Source organism: Hydrogenophaga sp. UC242_53 (assembly GCF_042696965.1).
In the GTDB taxonomy this organism is placed as follows: domain Bacteria; phylum Pseudomonadota; class Gammaproteobacteria; order Burkholderiales; family Burkholderiaceae_C; genus Hydrogenophaga.
Genome location: NZ_CP170552.1, coordinates 4,634,195 through 4,650,091, shown reverse-complemented (window position 1 = coordinate 4,650,091; position 15,897 = coordinate 4,634,195). Strand labels below are relative to the sequence as shown.

General features: G+C 69.6%; 19 protein-coding genes and 2 pseudogenes. 6 read left to right on the top strand and 15 right to left on the bottom strand.

The window, feature by feature from the left end; translation table 11 throughout:
• Positions 1 to 189: 189 nt before the first annotated feature.
• The 3 genes from ACFJI0_RS23335 to ACFJI0_RS23325 all read right to left on the bottom strand — a co-directional run bounded on the left by ACFJI0_RS23335 (position 190) and on the right by ACFJI0_RS23325 (position 1,099).
• Complete coding sequence (locus ACFJI0_RS23335) at positions 190 to 420, bottom strand: hypothetical protein (RefSeq protein WP_382158994.1); 231 nt, start codon at positions 418 to 420, stop codon at positions 190 to 192.
• A 179-nt stretch (positions 421 to 599) separates the two neighbouring features.
• A complete protein-coding gene (locus tag ACFJI0_RS23330; RefSeq protein WP_382322514.1) occupies positions 600 to 899 on the bottom strand; it encodes a hypothetical protein in 300 nt (99 codons plus the stop codon).
• Positions 896 to 1,099, bottom strand: coding sequence for a hypothetical protein (locus ACFJI0_RS23325; protein ID WP_382322513.1), 204 nt, complete (start codon positions 1,097 to 1,099; stop codon positions 896 to 898). Before ACFJI0_RS23325 ends, ACFJI0_RS23330 begins: the two co-directional genes overlap by 4 nt.
• Positions 1,100 to 1,214: 115 nt before the next feature.
• Here ACFJI0_RS23325 and ACFJI0_RS23320 point away from each other — a divergent pair, with 115 nt between their 5' ends.
• The gene (locus tag ACFJI0_RS23320; RefSeq protein ID WP_382322512.1) at positions 1,215 to 1,610 is read left to right on the top strand and encodes a hypothetical protein; all 396 of its coding nucleotides are present in this window, start codon (positions 1,215 to 1,217) and stop codon (positions 1,608 to 1,610) included.
• Between the two features lie 46 nt (positions 1,611 to 1,656).
• Here the strand turns inward: ACFJI0_RS23320 and ACFJI0_RS23315 are convergent, their stop codons facing one another.
• The 6 genes and pseudogenes from ACFJI0_RS23315 to ACFJI0_RS23290 form a co-directional block, all read right to left on the bottom strand.
• Positions 1,657 to 2,127, bottom strand: a complete 471-nt coding sequence (locus tag ACFJI0_RS23315; RefSeq protein WP_382322511.1) for a hypothetical protein — start codon at positions 2,125 to 2,127, stop codon at positions 1,657 to 1,659.
• A 130-nt stretch (positions 2,128 to 2,257) separates the two neighbouring features.
• Positions 2,258 to 2,494, bottom strand: a complete 237-nt coding sequence (locus ACFJI0_RS23310; protein ID WP_382322510.1) for a hypothetical protein — start codon at positions 2,492 to 2,494, stop codon at positions 2,258 to 2,260.
• Between the two features lie 66 nt (positions 2,495 to 2,560).
• Positions 2,561 to 4,057 carry a cbb3-type cytochrome c oxidase subunit I gene (locus tag ACFJI0_RS23305; RefSeq protein WP_382322509.1) on the bottom strand — a complete coding sequence of 499 codons (1,497 nt, stop codon included), beginning with the start codon at positions 4,055 to 4,057 and terminating at the stop codon, positions 2,561 to 2,563.
• Positions 4,058 to 4,136: 79 nt separating this feature from the next.
• Positions 4,137 to 4,916: pseudogene (locus tag ACFJI0_RS23300) on the bottom strand (cbb3-type cytochrome c oxidase subunit I); the annotation flags it as partial.
• A 248-nt stretch (positions 4,917 to 5,164) separates the two neighbouring features.
• Positions 5,165 to 6,100 carry a cytochrome c oxidase subunit II gene (gene coxB, locus ACFJI0_RS23295; protein ID WP_382322508.1) on the bottom strand — a complete coding sequence of 312 codons (936 nt, stop codon included), beginning with the start codon at positions 6,098 to 6,100 and terminating at the stop codon, positions 5,165 to 5,167.
• 25 nt (positions 6,101 to 6,125) lie between these two features.
• Positions 6,126 to 6,545 carry a c-type cytochrome gene (locus ACFJI0_RS23290; protein ID WP_382325802.1) on the bottom strand — a complete coding sequence of 140 codons (420 nt, stop codon included), beginning with the start codon at positions 6,543 to 6,545 and terminating at the stop codon, positions 6,126 to 6,128.
• On the opposite strand from ACFJI0_RS23290, the gene ACFJI0_RS23285 reads away from it, so the two are divergent.
• The gene (locus tag ACFJI0_RS23285) at positions 6,544 to 7,275 is read left to right on the top strand and encodes a c-type cytochrome (protein WP_382322507.1); all 732 of its coding nucleotides are present in this window, start codon (positions 6,544 to 6,546) and stop codon (positions 7,273 to 7,275) included. The two genes, ACFJI0_RS23290 and ACFJI0_RS23285, sit on opposite strands and share 2 nt — an antisense overlap.
• Here the strand turns inward: ACFJI0_RS23285 and ACFJI0_RS23280 are convergent.
• The gene (locus ACFJI0_RS23280; protein ID WP_382322506.1) at positions 7,185 to 7,817 is read right to left on the bottom strand and encodes a cytochrome b; all 633 of its coding nucleotides are present in this window, start codon (positions 7,815 to 7,817) and stop codon (positions 7,185 to 7,187) included. The two genes, ACFJI0_RS23285 and ACFJI0_RS23280, sit on opposite strands and share 91 nt — an antisense overlap.
• Positions 7,814 to 8,617 carry a cytochrome c oxidase assembly protein gene (locus ACFJI0_RS23275; protein ID WP_382322505.1) on the bottom strand — a complete coding sequence of 268 codons (804 nt, stop codon included), beginning with the start codon at positions 8,615 to 8,617 and terminating at the stop codon, positions 7,814 to 7,816. The genes ACFJI0_RS23280 and ACFJI0_RS23275 overlap by 4 nt, the downstream gene beginning before the upstream one ends.
• An 89-nt stretch (positions 8,618 to 8,706) precedes the next feature.
• Between ACFJI0_RS23275 and ACFJI0_RS23270 the strand changes: the two genes are divergently transcribed.
• Positions 8,707 to 9,090 carry a hypothetical protein gene (locus ACFJI0_RS23270; protein WP_382322504.1) on the top strand — a complete coding sequence of 128 codons (384 nt, stop codon included), beginning with the start codon at positions 8,707 to 8,709 and terminating at the stop codon, positions 9,088 to 9,090.
• The gene (locus tag ACFJI0_RS23265) at positions 9,087 to 10,358 is read left to right on the top strand and encodes a PQQ-dependent sugar dehydrogenase (protein ID WP_382322503.1); all 1,272 of its coding nucleotides are present in this window, start codon (positions 9,087 to 9,089) and stop codon (positions 10,356 to 10,358) included. The genes ACFJI0_RS23270 and ACFJI0_RS23265 overlap by 4 nt, the downstream gene beginning before the upstream one ends.
• Before the next feature lie 10 nt (positions 10,359 to 10,368).
• Here the strand turns inward: ACFJI0_RS23265 and ACFJI0_RS23260 are convergent, their stop codons facing one another.
• The 3 genes from ACFJI0_RS23260 to ACFJI0_RS23250 are packed head-to-tail and all read right to left on the bottom strand — an operon-like array spanning position 10,369 to position 12,628.
• Positions 10,369 to 11,079 carry a nitroreductase gene (locus ACFJI0_RS23260; RefSeq protein WP_382322502.1) on the bottom strand — a complete coding sequence of 237 codons (711 nt, stop codon included), beginning with the start codon at positions 11,077 to 11,079 and terminating at the stop codon, positions 10,369 to 10,371.
• On the bottom strand, positions 11,076 to 11,642 hold the full coding sequence (locus ACFJI0_RS23255; RefSeq protein ID WP_382322501.1) for a DUF4863 family protein: 567 nt from the start codon (positions 11,640 to 11,642) through the stop codon (positions 11,076 to 11,078). The genes ACFJI0_RS23260 and ACFJI0_RS23255 overlap by 4 nt, the downstream gene beginning before the upstream one ends.
• Positions 11,643 to 11,644: 2 nt before the next feature.
• Positions 11,645 to 12,628, bottom strand: a complete 984-nt coding sequence (locus ACFJI0_RS23250) for a tripartite tricarboxylate transporter substrate-binding protein (RefSeq protein WP_382322500.1) — start codon at positions 12,626 to 12,628, stop codon at positions 11,645 to 11,647.
• 120 nt (positions 12,629 to 12,748) lie between these two features.
• Here ACFJI0_RS23250 and ACFJI0_RS23245 point away from each other — a divergent pair, with 120 nt between their 5' ends.
• Complete coding sequence (locus tag ACFJI0_RS23245) at positions 12,749 to 13,717, top strand: LysR substrate-binding domain-containing protein (RefSeq protein ID WP_382322499.1); 969 nt, start codon at positions 12,749 to 12,751, stop codon at positions 13,715 to 13,717.
• Positions 13,718 to 13,725: 8 nt separating this feature from the next.
• Here ACFJI0_RS23245 and ACFJI0_RS23240 read toward each other — a convergent pair whose 3' ends face one another.
• On the bottom strand, positions 13,726 to 14,343 hold the full coding sequence (locus tag ACFJI0_RS23240; protein ID WP_382322498.1) for an FMN-dependent NADH-azoreductase: 618 nt from the start codon (positions 14,341 to 14,343) through the stop codon (positions 13,726 to 13,728).
• 65 nt (positions 14,344 to 14,408) lie between these two features.
• On the opposite strand from ACFJI0_RS23240, the pseudogene ACFJI0_RS23235 reads away from it, so the two are divergent.
• Positions 14,409 to 15,831: pseudogene (locus ACFJI0_RS23235) on the top strand (PLP-dependent aminotransferase family protein).
• Positions 15,832 to 15,897: the final 66 nt, after the last annotated feature.

Genomic DNA, 15,897 nt, shown 5'->3' with positions numbered 1-15,897 from the left:
CGTGGGCCGAAAAGCCTTCGCGGGGCGGGGGTGGCCAAGGTGCGATCTGCAACACATTGCAGTCATTCAGCCATTGGCGGTGAAGGTCTAGGACTTGCAGGAAGCAGTGTCACCGCTAGACTGCCGCAATCGGCCAGAAGCGGACGTTCTCAGCTCGTCCTGGGAACGTCCGCTTCTGGCCGATTCCCGCTATTGGGGTGGCGATAGCTTTGTGACTTCCACGTCAACGCTGAAGAGGCCGAAGAACCATGGGCGCCGTTCTCTCACAACGTCGAGATGTAAAGGGCGACCATCCGCGTCTGTCACCACGTACTCGCCATTTAGGACATCAATTGGCTCAAGCTTCGCTTCGACTTCGGCAACCGACCAGTACTCCGTCAGGTCTCCACTTTCATCAACGCGAATGGGCAATTTGATCATGAATGCAATGTCCGCTTCTGGCCGATTGCGGAAGTCTAGCCGTGGCACCGCTGTGTGCAAGCCGTACACCTTCATAGTCACGACTGGATGACCGCCACGTGGCGCAGATCGCACGTTCGGTGCGCAAGCGCAGCCGTCAGCAATCGCTGCGATCGATTTACTGCGTTAGTGCGAGTCCTTCAACCGCACGGGGCAGTGCAAGCCAAGCTATCAAGCCTGTTGCAGTTCGCCGCAGCGTCAATCAACCTGGCCGCAAGCGCCCGTGCCTGCGCGGGGCTGAGGCTCCATTCCAGGTCGAAGGGGGCTTCGCGTGCCTGCAGCAGCACCACCGCAGGCACATCTGGTTCCGCCGTGCGGCTCGCGGCCACGCTCAGGCCTGCCATCGTGCGTTGCTGAATCGAGAGTGACATGCGCTGTGCCGGCACGGTGCAGCGCATGAGGTAGACCGGCTCGGGCAGTGGGATCTGGCGGAGTTTCATGGGGTGGTCCCCGTGTCGTTCATGCCCAGCTCACGCAGCACCGCGAGGCGGCACACGCTGGCCATGGAGCGGTGTTCGCGTTCGGCCCGTTCTTTCACACGTTCCAGCTCGGCCGGCGTGAGCCGCAGCGCGATGGGGCGCGAGCTGTTGACGCCGTTGGGCACGCGCTTGCGTGTCGAAGAGTCAGCTGATCGGGTCATGGCGAAGTAGCTCCTTCCCTGGGCTAGCATTGAGTAACGGAAAAATACACAAGCAAGTGAGAGGCTTGTCTTTTAAATAAGTACTTTGGATGTAGTTTTGAGGAAATATCAGATAATGTCAACCGTCGATGTGGAAGAATTAGTTACTCGTTTTCGTGCCGAGCTGGATCGGTTTGGCTCGATCGCCGAAGCCTCCCGGAAAATCGGCGAGCCGAATGGAGCCGGTCTTCGCGACGTGTGCAACGGCCGCAAGCGCCTTACGGCCGAGTTGCTGGCGCGGTTTGCTGCCGAGGGCGTGGACGCTCTCTACGTTCTGACGGGTGAGCGCCTTGTCAAGCGATCGGGCCTGAATCCGATGCAGCGCGCCGTGGTGGATGACCTCGAACGTTGCTCTCCGGAGAAGCAGGTCGAGGCGGTGAAGTACGTGGGCATGCTCGCCGCAGGCATGACGCCGCCACCATTGCCCACGGTGCCAATTGCTCCAGCGCGAAAGCCCCAGGCCAAGGGCTAAGCACCCTCCAAGCGAAAGAAGAGCGGTTAACCCCGATCGCTCCAGATCACGCCTTCGGAGACTTCGGCGAACTCGGCCTCGGTGGCGCCGTGCCGTCTTCCTCACTCTCGTCCAACCCCTCGTCGCTCAGCGGGTCGCCGGCTTCGGCGTCGTCGATGAAGGCGAGGTCGGGGTCTTCGTCGTCGGAGGCGGCGTCCGTGCCGCCGGGCGTGATCACGTGATCCACGCCGATGTCCCATCCATCGCGCTTGCCGCCGTCGCCGCCGGCGCTGCGGCTCTCGCCGGTGCCGGCGGCGTCGCTCGGGGAGGCCAGCGCGTCGGGCGACAGCAAGCTGGGGCGCTGTTCGTCGCGGGTGTCGAAGTCGGCGGGCGCGTTGGGGTCGCCGCCGTCGCTGTCGGCAATGCCCATCATGTCGCTGCCGCTGTCGGAGGAGTCCCCGGGGCCGAGCGAGGCGGTGTCGCGGCCGGCGGGTTCGGGTGGTGCAGGGGTGGTGCCCTGGATGCTGCTGCGTGCCATGGTGTGGTTTCCTTTCGGGTCGATGGGCGCGGTGTGCCGCGCCCACAGGGTCTCCGGCAGTTGGCGTGCCCGCCCGTCTGCCCTGGGCGCGGTGGCCGGCCTGTTCCTCGAGGTCTGCAAGTTTTGCCGCTCAGGGCAGAAACACCAGGGAAGGCAATGCGCTGAACACCACCGCCGCCGTGGCAATGGCGGTGGACCCTCGCGCGATGCGGTAGCTCCAGCCCGGGAGGCGGCCATCGGTGTGTCGGGCCTTCAGTCGAACGTCGTGCACGCCCACGGCCAGCAGCGCGATCGCCGTGGCGCCCCAGGCCACCGCGTTGGCCGTCCACTGGTGCGGCCAGATTTCGCTGGCCGCCCAGATCACCATGAAGTGCGCGAACCAGATGCGCCAGGGCCGTGACGATCGGCCGCCCGCTCGACGGCTGGAGCGCCTTCACACGCCGCCCCACGGCAGCACGCGCGGCAACAGCAGGGCGGCCGCGCCTTCGCACGCGGCAAACATGAACAGGATGCGCAGCGCCTCCAGGGTCTTGTTGGCCGGGCCCGGCGCCAGGCCGCGCATCCAGCGCGCCAGGTAGTACACGGCCGAGAGCATCACCGCCAGCACGATGGAGCTGTGCCACGCCAACATGGCGTAGATGGCCGCGCCTTGCCCGCTGGCATCGCCGCGCAGCCCGGCGTTCCACCAGTCGAGGCTGTCCACCGCCAGCGCCGCGACGAGGCACACCATGCTCAGCGCCATGGCGACGGCGCTGAGCCCGCTGCCGCGCTTGAACCTCGCCAGCAAGGGCCGGGCCGCGTAGGCCAGGCCCGCCGAGGCGCCGAGCAGCAGCAGGCCAGGCGCCAGCGCGCCGCGTGGCGCGGTGATGCGCCACCAGTCCGGGTGGGCGCCGAACAGGTAGAGGTAGGAAAACATCGCCATCAGAAAGATCATCCCGAGCACGATGACCAGCAGCACCGCGGCCCACCAGCCGTGCGATTGCGGGCCGGTCACGTAGGTCGGCAGCAGGATGCCCCCGCCCGCGTCCACCTGCTTCTGCGGGATGTGCCGGTCGTTGTGCCAGACCCAGCGCATCACGCAGACGATGGTGAGCACGCCGCAGATCGCGCTCAGCGTCAAGGCCTTCACCGTGAGCAGCAGGAAGAAGCCGGCGGTGAAGAGCGCCGCCAGCAGCGGCGACCAGGCGGGCCCGGGCATGATCTGCACGTACTGCGGCTCGGCGCGCGAGCTGCTGGTGATCAGCGTCTCGCGCGCGCCGGTGGTGGTGCCGGGCAGGAAGTAGCGCCCGGCCTCGACGTTCTCGCGCAGCCGGGCATCGGCCCACAGGGGTTCGAGGGAGCTGACGACGGGGATGGAACGGATGCCGTAGTTGCCGGTGGACAGCCACTCCAGCGTGCCGCCGTGGTAGACGTTGCGCGCGTTCCCCCCGCCGCCGCCCATGCCCTGGCGGCTGTAGCAGCGGATGGCGTCGATCAGGAAGAGCAGCACCCCGGCCGCCATGATGAAGGCGCCCACGGTCGAGATCAGGTTGGGCACCTCCATGGACCGGCCCGGCAGGTAGGTGTCCACGCGCCGGGGCATGCCCATCAGCCCGCTCAGGTGCATGGGCAGGAAGCAGACATGCACACCGACGAAGTTGAGCCAGAAGACCCAGCGCCCCACGCGCTCGGACAGCTGCTGGCCGTTGATCATCGGCGTCCAGTAGTAGAACGCGGCGAACAGCGGGAACACCATGCTGCCGATCAGCACGTAGTGGAAGTGCGCGACGACGAAGTAGGTGTCGTGCACCTGGCCGTCGAAAGCGACCATGCCCACCATCACGCCGGTGAGGCCGCCCATCACGAAGATGAGGATGCCGCCGACGAGAAAGAGCGAGGGCACGTTGCGCTGGATCCTGCCCGCCGCGAGCGTGGCGATCCATGCGAACACCTGGGCGCCCGCCGGGATGCGCCACCGCCATCGACGCGGCGGAGAAGTAGCCGGCCGACAGGCCGGGCAGGCCCACCGTGAACATGTGGTGGGCCCAGACCCCGAAGCTGATGAAGCCGGTGGCGATCAGCGCCAGCACCACGATCTCGTGGCCGACCAGCGGCTTCTGCGCGACCGTGACGATCATGGTCGAGAGCATCGCCGAGGCCGGGATGAAGATGATGTAGACGTCGGGGTGGCCGAAGAACCAGAACAGGTGCTGGTACAGCAGCGGGTCGCCGCCGCGCGTGGCGTCGAACAGCGGCCAGTTGAAGGCGCGCTCGAGTTCCAGCAGAAAGGTCACCATGATCATCGCGGGGAAGGCCAGGATGATCATCACGCCGAAGATCAGCACCGCCCAGGCGTAGAGCGGCATCTTGGCCAGCGTCATGCCGGGCGCGCGCGTGCGCAGCACGCCCACGGTGAGTTCGATGGCGCCGGCGATCGCGCTGATCTCGATGAAGCCGATGCCCAGCAGCCAGAAGTCGGCGTTGATGCCCTGGGCGTAGACCGCCGAACTCAGCGGCGGGTACATGAACCAGCCGCCGGACGGCGCCAGGCTGAAGAAGATCGAGCAGAAGAAGACGACGCCGCCGATGAGGTAGGCCCAGTACGAGTAGGCCGACAGCCGCGGGAAGGGCAGGTCGCGCGCGCCGATCATCTGCGGCAGCAGCAGCACGGCGATGGCCTCGACGGCGGGCACGGCGAACAGGAACATCATCACCGAGCCGTGCATCGTGAACAGCTGGTTGTAGGTCTCCTGCGGCACGATGCCGGCCAGCGGCGCGGACAGCTGCACGCGCATCACCAGCGAGAGCACACCGGCGGCGACGAAGAAGCCGAAAGCGGTGACGATGAACAGGAAGCCGATGAAGTTGTTGTTGACGGCGCTGAAGGCGCGCCAGCCCGTGGGCGTTTCCCAGACCTTCTTCAGTTCCTCGAGCTCGCCTCGCGGCCTTCGGCCCTTGGTGGGAAAACGCTCGTAGAGCCGCGCGTCGAAACCGGTTTCCGACGGCGCGCTCGCCGCGTCGTCGAGCGCGCCCGCCACGCCGGAGGGAATCCGGCTCGTCACTTCAAGGACTCCATGTACGCGGCCAGGGCGTGCAGCTCGGCGGCCTGCAGCGAGCGGTAGGCGGGCATGCGGTTGTTGGGCTTGATCGACTGGCTGTCGCCGATCCAGCCGATCAGCGTGCCGCGGTTGTTGGGTAGGATGCCGGCGCCGAGCGACTGCCGCGAACCGATGTGCGTGAGGTCGGGGCCCGACAAGCCTTGCGCGGCCGTGCCGGCGATGCGGTGGCAGGCCGCGCAGCCCATGTCGCCGAAGAGCTGGCGGCCGCGCAGCACCTCGTCGTTGACGGGGGCTGCGGCCGGGGCCGGCGGTGGCTGCTGGCGCGCCAGGCGCGCCTCGCGCCAGCGCTGCCAGTCGGCCGGCTCGTGCGCCACCACCACGAAGCCCATCAGCGAGTGCGCCCCGCCGCAGAATTCGGCGCATTGCCCGCCGTAGACGCCCGCCTTGTCGGCCTGCAGCTTGAGCCGGTTGGTGCGGCCCGGGATCATGTCCATCTTGCCGCCGAGCTTGGGCACCCAGAAGCTGTGGATCACGTCCTCGGACACCATGTCCACCACCACCGGCTGGCCCACCGGGATGTGCAGTTCGTTGGCATCGGCGTGCGCCTCGTTGCCCGCCGCGTCCAGGTAGGACACGCGCCACCAGTAGATGTTGCCCGAGACGCGCATGCGCAGCTCGTCGCCCTTGATGGTGCTCATGCCTGCGGCCAGCGTCAGGCCCCACACCAGCAGCAGGAAGAGGATGCCGGTCGGGACGATGAGCCCGAACCATCTGACGACGCCTTCGCCACCGAGCCTGGCGCGCAATTCGTCGCTGCCGTACAGCGCCACCCAGAGGGCCGCGCAGACCAGCACGAAGATCAGCGTGACGAGCGCGATCAGCACCCAGGCGAGCGAGGTGACCGTGTTCGAGAACGGGCCGTGCGGATCGAGCACGGGCGGGGGCCAGCCGCTCAGGGCCTCAGCGAGACTGGAGCGTGAGGAGGTAGGCTGTGACATCGCGGGCTTCCTGGTCTGACATCGTGATGGCCGGCATGGCCGTCCCGGGCACCAGCCCGGGCGCGTTTCTGACGAACTGCATCAGCACGCCGGGCTGGTTCGGCAGCTGCCCGGCGATCAGGCCCTGCCGGGCGAAGCCGTGCAGCGACGGCCCGAGCCCGCCGCGCGGCCACTTCACGTCGGGGAAGGTGTGGCAGGCCACGCAGCCTTTGTCGGCGACGAGGCGTCGGCCGGTGGCGGCGTCGGCGTCGCCCAGCGTCGGCGTGCGGTCGGGCGGGCCGTCGCAGGCCACCAGGCTGAAGCAGGCCAGCACCAGCCAGCGGCCGCAATAGCCCCTCAATGTGCCGCCGGGGCCCGGCATGAACGATGATCTAGATTCCATGCGCACCCACCCGCTGCTGCACACACACCGGCCCGCGAACCCCGGCCGGCTGTGGCTGGCCCTGTGCGCCCTGCTCCTGACGACGGCCTGCACCGACCGCAAGACCCCCAGCGACGACCGCTGGAGCCGCAGCGGCGAACTCATCGCGATGAGCGGCGGCGAAGCCGGCGCGCGCTACGCCTGCGCGACCTGCCACGGTGTGCGCGGCGAGGGCAATGGTTTCGACGCGCCGCGGCTCGCCGGCCTGCCGGCGGGCTACCTGCAGAAGCAGATGGAAGACTACGCCGCCGGCCTGCGGCCGCACGAGGTGATGCGCGACGTGGCGCGTTTTCTCGACAGCCACGAACGCGTGCGGGTGCGCAACCACTACGCCGCCTTGCCGCCGCAGGCGGTGGCACCCGCCACGCAGGAAACCATCGATGCCGCGACGCCGGCGCTGTATGCGCGCGCGTGCCAGCAGTGCCACGGCGCCGAAGGCGTGGGCAGCGAGAACGGGCCGCCGCTGAACGCCCAGCCGGCCTTCTACCTGAGCCAGCAACTGCAGGACTGGCAGCGGTCGAAACGGCGCAATGACGGCAAGCATGGGATGTTGGAGGTGGCTCAGCAGCTCGATGCCGGGCAGGTCAGGCAACTGGGCCTTTATCTGGCGCGGATCCCCACCACACCCGGCGAGTCCGGGCCGTTGAGGTCGAACATCGAAGGCAGGACGCGGTCGCGCTTGATCACGTAGTGCAGCACGGCCGCCCCGGCATGGCCGGGAATGAGGAGCGCCGTGATCCACACGATCCAGAAGTGGGCGGTCGCGGCCCACTGCATCAGGCGGTGCTGCAGGCCCTCGGACAACTGATCGAACGGCAGGTTGGGGAACGGGATCAGGCCCGCGATCGACAGCGGCAGGTCGCTGGGCAAGGTGGACCACATCACCCAGCCGCTGATGGGCAAAGCGAAAAAGCTGACGTAGAACCAGGTCTGCAGCAGGCGGCTGGCCTTGCCCGCCAACGAGGTCTCGTCCACGGTGTCGGGGCCGCTGAGCTGGCTGTGCCAGAACAGGCGCAGCGTGCCCAGCAGCATGATCGTCAGGCCGATCTGCGTGTGGGTCTGGTAACCGACGTACTTGTCGCCCCCCACCGGCTGCCAGCCCAGGTACCAGCCATGGGCCAGCTGGAAGATCATCAGCGCCGCCATCACCCAGTGGAAGGTGACGCCGATCGGCGAGTACAGGCCGCGCCGGTTGTAGCCCTCGGCCCATTCGATGGCGGCAATGAGGTTCATGCGAGATCGGCGCGCACGCCGCGCGCGCGTTCGGCGCCCATCCAGCGCCAGCCGATCCACATCGCCGCGGCCAGGTAGGCGATGCTGCCCGGCGCCCACATCGTGATGCCGGCGAGTTGCTGGTCTTCCAGCGGCGCCACGCCCCAGCTCAGGGCGGACGCGAAATGCGGGGGATACAGTGGCCGCCCGGCGAAGGTGATCAAGGCGCCCAGCAGCCCCATCCACACCGTCGTGACCAGCACGGCGCCCATCGCCGCGGCCGGCGCGGCCCGACGCACGGCGAGCCAGAACGCCATGGCGCTGGCCAGCAGCGTGCCTTGCATCAGCGCGTAGATCCCGTCCGACGACAGGGCCGCCGCGTACGGCGCCGGCGCATGCCAGATCCAGAACACCACGGTGGCGATGGCCGTGGCGCTCCAGAGCGACACCGGCAAGCGCCGCAGCCAGGGCTCCAGACCGAACACCAGCAAGGGCGCCATCACCAGCACGAGCGCGAGGTGGTGGATCACCCGCACGGTGAAGAAGGTCGAGCTCAGCGCGCACAGCGGCGACACGTAGAGCACCACCGCGAGGGCCCACGCGCCGCGCAGGCTCAGGCGCCGGCGGGGCGTGGCATCGCTGCCCACCGGCATGCGCCAGAGGGCCAGCGCCGCCAGCAACAGAACGGCCCCGAGCACGGGGTCGAGGTTCCATCGGCTCAGCCAGACCTCCGGGCCGGGTGCCTCGCCGCAGTAGGGAACCCACCTCCTCAGTTCGTCCAAGGCATGTACCTCCACGTGCATGACACCACGGAGCGACATCGTGCACTGTTCGGTGGCGAACAGACACCTGCCCCAGCCCCTGGCGATCATGGCCTCAGCAACACCGCAGTTGGACCGTGAATACCCGAATGCATGCCCTCTTCGCCCTCTCCTCCGTGCCGCTCTTCCTGGGCGCGCTCCTCAGCGACTGGGCCTACGCCGGCAGCCAGGAAATCCAGTGGCTCAACTTCGCCGCGTGGCTGAACGCGGGCGGCTTGCTGATCGCCGGCCCGGTGCTGTTGTGGGCCGCCGTGGACGCGCTGCGTGCGTCGGCCCAACGTCCACGTGGGGGCCTGCTCTATCTGGCCTTGCTGCTGATCACCTTCGTCGTCGGCTTCGTCAACGCCTTGATCCACGGCAAGGATGGCTGGGCCACGATGCCGGCCGGCCTGATCCTGTCGGCCGTGGTGGTGGTGCTCGCCGTGGCGGCCAGCGCGAGCGGGCTGGCCGGTTTTCTGCGGAGGACGGCATGACGGCCCGGGCCCTGTGGATGGGCACCACCCTGGCCTTGGCGGCCGCGGCGAGCGGCGCACAGCAACCCGCCAACCCCGAGCTGCCGCCCCCGCAGCGGGGCTTGCTGCCGAGCATGCGCATCGCGGAACCCGCCGGCTGGGGCGAGCGCCGGCCCACCGTGCCGCCAGGCTGGACGATCAAGTCCATCGCCACCGACATGAAAGTCCCGCGCCAGTCGCTGGTGCTGCCCAATGGCGACATCCTCGTGGCCGAAGGCAAGGGCGGCGGTGCGCCGACCCTGCGGCCCAAGGACTACATCGCCGGCATCATCAAGGCCAAGGGCAACACCGCCGTCAAGGGCGGCGACCAGCTGACCTTGTTGCGCGATGCCGATGGCGATGGCACCTACGAAGGCCGATGGGTCTACGCGAAGGACCTCAATGCGCCCTACGGCCTGGCGCTGGTGGGCAACAAGCTGTACGTCGCCAACCAGGACGAACTGGTGCGCTTCGATTACGTGGCCGGGCAGACCCAGGCCACGGCGGCGCCCGTGAGCGTCACCAAGCTGCCTTCGGCGGTCAACCACCACTGGACGAAGTCGCTCGCGGCCGATGCCGAGGGCCGTTACCTCTACGTGGGCATCGGCTCCAACAGCAACATCGGCGAGCGCGGCATGGCGGTGGAAGAGAACCGCGCCGTGGTCTGGCAGATCGATGCCAGCCATGGCGCCACGCGCACCTTCGCCACCGGCCTGCGCAACCCCACGGCGCTGGCGTTCGAGCCCACCAGCCGGCAGCTCTGGGCGGTGGTGAACGAGCGCGACGAGCTCGGCCCCGACCTCGTGCCGGACTACCTCACGTCGGTGAAGGAAGGGGCGTTCTATGGCTGGCCCTATGCGTACTGGGGCCAGAACGTCGACCGCCGCGTGCAGCCTCAGGACGACAAGAAGGTCCAGGCTGCGGTGCGCCCGGACGTTGCCCTGCCCTCGCACTCGGCGCCTTTGGGGCTGTCCTTTGTGCAGACGGGGTTCGCGGCGCCGTTCGCCGAGGGGGCGTTCATCGGCATGCACGGCAGCTGGAACCGCGACGAGCCTGTGGGCTACAAGGTGGTATTCGTGCCCTTCGCCAACGGCCGCCCCAGCGGCCCGGCGGTCGACTTCGTCACCGGCTTCCAGAGCGACGGCAAGACCATGGGCCGACCGGTCGGCGTGACCGTGGACCCCAAGGGCGCCTTGATCGTGGCGGACGACCTGTCCAACACCGTCTGGCGCGTGACGCCGGCGCGCTGAGCACGCCCATTCACGCGCGCGGTGGCGCGTCGAAGCTTTCGAAGCTGACGAACTCGCTCACCTCGCGGCGCGGCATTGCCATGCGGTTGACGGGTGCGTCTGGCTCGGGGTAACCGAGCGACATGCCGCACACCGTGAGTTCGTGCTCCCGCAGGCCGAGGTGCTGAGCGACCACCGGGTGGAAGCGCGCGAACGACACCTGTGGGCAGCTGCCCAGGCCGCGCGCGCTGGCCGCGATCATCACGTTCTGCACCAGCAGGCCCAGGTCCAGCCAGCTGTGCGGCGCCAGGCGGGCGTCGATGGTGAAGATCAGGCCGACCGGCGCGCCGAAGAAATGGAAGTTCTTCTCGGTCTGGCGCATGCGGGCCGGCATGTCGGTGACGGCGATGCCCAGGGTGCGGTAGTAGAGCGCGCCGAAATCGCGCTGCCGCTGCGCGTGTTCCTCGGGCAGGGGCTCGGGGAAATGCGGCGAGGGTGGCAGGCGGTTCTCGCGGAAGGCGGCCACCAGCGCGTCGCCCATCGCCTGCAGGGGCGCGCCGGCGAGGACGTGCACGCGCCAGGGCTGGGTGTTGGAGTTGCTCGGCGCGGTGGCGGCCACGGCCAGCAGTTCCTCCAGCAGCGCGCGCGGCACCGGCTCGGGCCGGAAGGCGCGCAGGGTCCGGCGCGAGCGCATCACGCCATCGACCACGCGGGTGGTGTCTTGGATGGAAGGCCTGTTCACGTTGCGTTCTCCGTGGCCGCTTCCACCGGCGGCGGGTGGTAGGCGATGCGCCCGGCGGGCAGGTAGAACAGCGCGATGACCGCGCCGCCGCGCGCCTCGGGGTAGTGGTGGCTGCCCGGGCCGGGCGCGGTCCAGCCGCCTTCGCACCAGCCATTGGGGCCGGCCAGCGCGGCGCCGGGGTTGAGCGGGATCACCATGTTCAGCTCGCCGTAGGGGTGGGCGTGGTACTGGCCGCGAAAGGTGTGGCCCGGATTGCCCTGCGTGTTGCCGGTGCTGTCCATGACCACCGCCGTGATGCTGAACCAGTGCGTGCGCGCCGAAGGCTCGGCGATGCGGCTGCGGCGGTAGTGCGGGCCGGTGATCTCGACGTTGGCGGCCCAGCCGTCGCGCACGCCGGCTTTCACGAGGCGCGCCAAGTCTTCGTACAGCGCGCTGCCCGGGCCGTGCGTGCTGTTCAGCCAGCGCTCCAGGGGCGTGCCGGCGGTCATGTCCTTGACCTCGTCCAGAAAGGCGATGCTGCGCTGGATGAGGGCTTCGCGGTCGTCGGTGGTCTGGGGTGACATCTTCATTCCTCCGATTTGAAGCCGGATGCGCGCACCACGGGCCCCCATTTGTCGCGCTCGGTCTGGATGTAGCGCTCGTAGGCCTTGGGGCTGAGGCTGAACAGCTCCAGGCCCACCTCTTCGAAGCCGGCCACCAGGGTCTCGTCGCGGCTGGCGGCGGTCACCGCCTCGTGCAGCGTCTTCACCGTGGCCTCGGGCGTGCCGGGCGGCGCGAAGAGGCCGTACGACTCCACGCCGGTGAGCGCGGCGTAGCCCTGCTCCGGAAAGCTCGGCACCGCCGGCAGGAAACGCGAGCGCTTCTCGCCGCTCACGGCCAGGATGCGCAGCTTGCCGCTCTGCAGGTAGGGCAGGAAGTCGGCCACGAAGCCGAGGTAGGCGGGGATCTGGCCGCCGAGCAGGTCGTTCATGGCCGGGGCCGAGCCGCGGTAGCCCACGTGCTGCAGCTGCAGGCCGGCCGCCTCGGAGAACTGGAAGCCCAGGAAGTGCGCCATCGAGCCGGCGGCGGGCGAGGCGTACATGGCGTGGGCGGGCGACTGCCGCACCCACTTCACGTAGTCGGCCAGTGTCTTCACCGAGGTGGGCACCGCATGGCCCACCGCCAGCGCGCAGGTGGCCGAGACCACCGGCGAGATGGGCACGAAGTCGGCCACCGCGTCGTACATGAGCTTGGTGTAGACGTGCGGGTAGATGCTGAGCGCCGAGGTGTGGGTGCACAGCAGGGTGTTGCCGTCGGCGCGCTCGCGCTTGAGCTGCGCGCTGCGCACGCGACCGGCGGCGCCCGCGCGGTTGTCCACGATGAAGCTCGCGCCCTGCTTGCGCCAGGCCTCGGCCACGCGGCGCGCGGTCTGGTCCAGCGTGCCGCCCGGGGGGTAGCCGACGAGCAGCCGGCGCACGGTGGTCTGCGCCCAGCTGGCGGGCTGCCAGGCGGTGGCGGCCAGGGCGACGAGGCTGGTGGCGCCGAAGCGCCGGCGCGAGAGGGTGTTCATGGTGGGGCTCCGTGGGGTTCAGGGTGGGAATATGCGGATGATCGCCATCGATCGACTTGAATGGAATCGCTGTTTTTGCAAGAGCAAAATGCACGCCATGCAATTCGCCAAGGACACGCCATGAGCATCGGACGCATCGACCTGAACCTCATCAAGGTGTTCGACGCGGTGCACGAAGACCGCAACCTGCTGCGCGCGGGCAAACGCCTGAACCTGAGCCAGTCGGCGGTGAGCCACGCGCTCACGCGCCTGCGCGAGGTGGTGGGCGACGAACTGTTCGTGCGCACGGCCAAGGGCATGGTGCCCACGGCGCGCGCCATGGCCATGGCCGACGAGCTGCGCGATGCGCTGCGCCGCATCGAGGCCACGCTGGGCGTGGAGCCGTTCGACCCGGCGCGCTCCACCCGGCGCTTCGTGCTCGCCGCCAACGACCACCTCACGGCGGTGATGGTGGCCGAGCTGAGCCGGCTGATGGCGCTGGAGGCGCCGGGCATCGACCTGGTGGTGCGCCCCTCCACGCGGCTGGACCTCGCGGAGCAGATCGACGTGGGCCGCATCGACCTCGCGGTGGGCATCTTCGCGCAGGTGCCTTCGCGCCTGAGCTCGCGCACGCTCATGACGCAGGGCGAGCGGATCGTGATGCGCAAGGACCACCCGGCCTCGCGCCGAAAGCTCGCGCTGGCGGACCTCGCGCGCTACCCGCTGGTGACGGTGTCGGTGGGTGGGCAGGAAGAGGGCGCGGTGGGCGGCTTCATCCTGGAGCGGGGGCTGGCTCGGCAGGCCGAGATGTTCGACCGCCATGCGCTCGAAGAGGCCTTGTCCGCCGTGGCCCTGGCGCCGCGCTACCGCGCCACCGTGCCGCACTCGCTGGCGATTCCCGCGCTGCTGCGCGGCTCGGACATGCTGTCCATCATGCCGTCGTCGCTCGCGCGCAACCTGGCCGAAAGCGGCGAACTGCGCATGCGCGAACCGCCCTACCCCAGCGCCCTGTCCACCTTCCGCGCGGTCTGGCACAGCCGCAACGACCACGACCCGGCGCACGTGTGGCTGCGCGACGGGGTGGCGCGCGCGGCGGCGCAGGTGGCCTGAGCGGGCGTTCAGATCGCGTCGAAGTGCGCCTGCAGCGCGCGCTCGGCCCGGGCGCGGGCCTGCGCCACGGCGTCCGCGCCGCCGCCGGTGCCCTCGACCGTGAAGAAGGTGACATCGCGCAGGCCGATCACGGCCAGCACGGCGCGCAGGTAGGGCGTGAGGAAGTCGGGCTGGCGCGCGCGCTCGCCCGAGAACGCACCACCCGAGGACACGGCCACCAGCACCGGGCGGTCGCGCAGCCGGCCGAGCTTGCCCTGAGGCCCCACGTCGAAGCTGCGGCGCACGCGCACGATGTGGTCGATCCAGGCCTTGAGCGCGGCGGGCACGCTGAAGTTGTGCATGGGGGTGGCGATCACCACCACGTCGGCCCGCTCGAGTTCGCTGATGAGGGTTTCGGAGAGGGACAGCGTGCCCGCGTTCGATGCCTCGGCCGGCGAGGCCTGCGCGGCGCCCAGCGCGGTGGCGTGCGCGCCATCGATGGGCGGCGGCGCGTCGGTGCCCAGCGCCCGCTCGACCCGCGCCGCCGTGGGGTGGGCGCGTTGCAGGTGCTCGATGATGCGCAGGGCGAGCCGGTGGCTCTCGGAGTCGGGGCCACGGGGGCTGAAGCTGAGGTGAAGGATGTTCATGGGCGGCATTCTTGGGCCGGCATGGCCCATCGAAAAGAGCCATGAATCGATAAGATGGCTGGGCCATGCCGAACCGACCGCCCCCCGCCCTCTCGCCGCTGGACCCGTCGTCCACCGAGCCCTTCTACCGCCAGATCCACGAGCGCTTTCGCGGCGCCATCGCCAGCGGCGTGCTCAAGCCCGGCGACCGCATCCCGTCCGCGCGGGCGCTGATGACCGAGCTGGGCCTGGCCCGGGGCACGGTGGAGGCGGCGTATGCGCTGCTCGGCGCCGAGGGCTACATCCAGGCGCGGGGCCAGGCCGGCACCATCGTGACGCCGGGCCTCAAGCCGCGCATGCCCGTGGCCCTGCCCGAGCGAGCGCCGCGCAGCGGCAGCGCGGCGGCGGGTTTCCGGCCCGACTCCATCCTGCCGTTCCAGTTGGGCCTGCCCGCGCTGGACGCGTTCCCGCGCAAGATCTGGGCGCGCCTGGGCGCGCGCTGCGTGCGCGCCATGCAGCCGGCCGACATGGCGCACCCGCCGGTGCAAGGCCTGCCCGCGCTGCGCGCCGAGATCGCCGCCTACCTCCAGGTCTCGCGCGGCATCGCCTGCTCGGCCTCGCAGGTGTTCGTGACCTCGGGCTACCGCCAGACCATGGAGCTGATCGCGCACGCCCTGCTGAAAGAGGGCGACCGCGTGTGGCTGGAAGACCCCGGCTACCCGCCCACGCGCGAGTTGCTCGGCCAGCGGGGCATCACCCCCGTGCCGGTGCCGGTGGATGGCGAGGGTCTGCAGGTGGCCCAGGGCCTGAAGCTCGCGCCCCGCGCGCGCGCGGGCGGTGGTGACGCCCGCGCACCAGAGCCCGCTGTGCGTGTCGCTCTCGCTGCCGCGCCGCCAGGCCCTGCTGGACTGGGCCGCGCGCGCCAAGGCCTGGATCGTGGAGGACGACTACGACGGCGAATACCGCTACGTCAGCCGCCCGCTGCCCGCGCTCAAGAGCCTGGACCGCGAAGGCCGCGTGCTGTACGCGGGCACCTTCAGCAAGGTGCTGTTTCCCGGCATCCGCCTGGCCTACCTGGTGGTGCCGCCCTCGCAGGTGGCGCGCTTCGAGCAGGTCAGCGAGGTCTTTGCCGGCGGCAGCCCCGCGCTCACGCAGGCCATCGTCACAGGCTTCATCACCGAAGGCCATTTCGCGCGCCACATCCAGCGCATGCGCAAGCTGTACGCGCAGCGCCGCGAGGCCGCGACGGCGGGCCTCGAACGCGTGCTCGGCGCCCACCTCAGCATCGACGCCCCGCCGGGTGGCATGCACCTGGTGCTGCGGCTCAAGGCCCGCCGCTCCGACCGCCGGCTGGCCGCGCGCCTGCGCGAAGAAGGCCTGTCCGCCGAGGCGCTGTCGGACTGGGCGATGGACGGGCCCGTGGCGCCGGCCCTGCTGCTCGGCTTCACGAACATCGAGACCGAGGCCGTGGCCGAGAAGCTCGGCGCGCGCATCCTGCGGCTGCTGTAGCGGAAGGGGCCAGATCATGGCCCAGAGAGAAACGCGCATCTTGGCTCTTTCTGGATGGGCCATGAA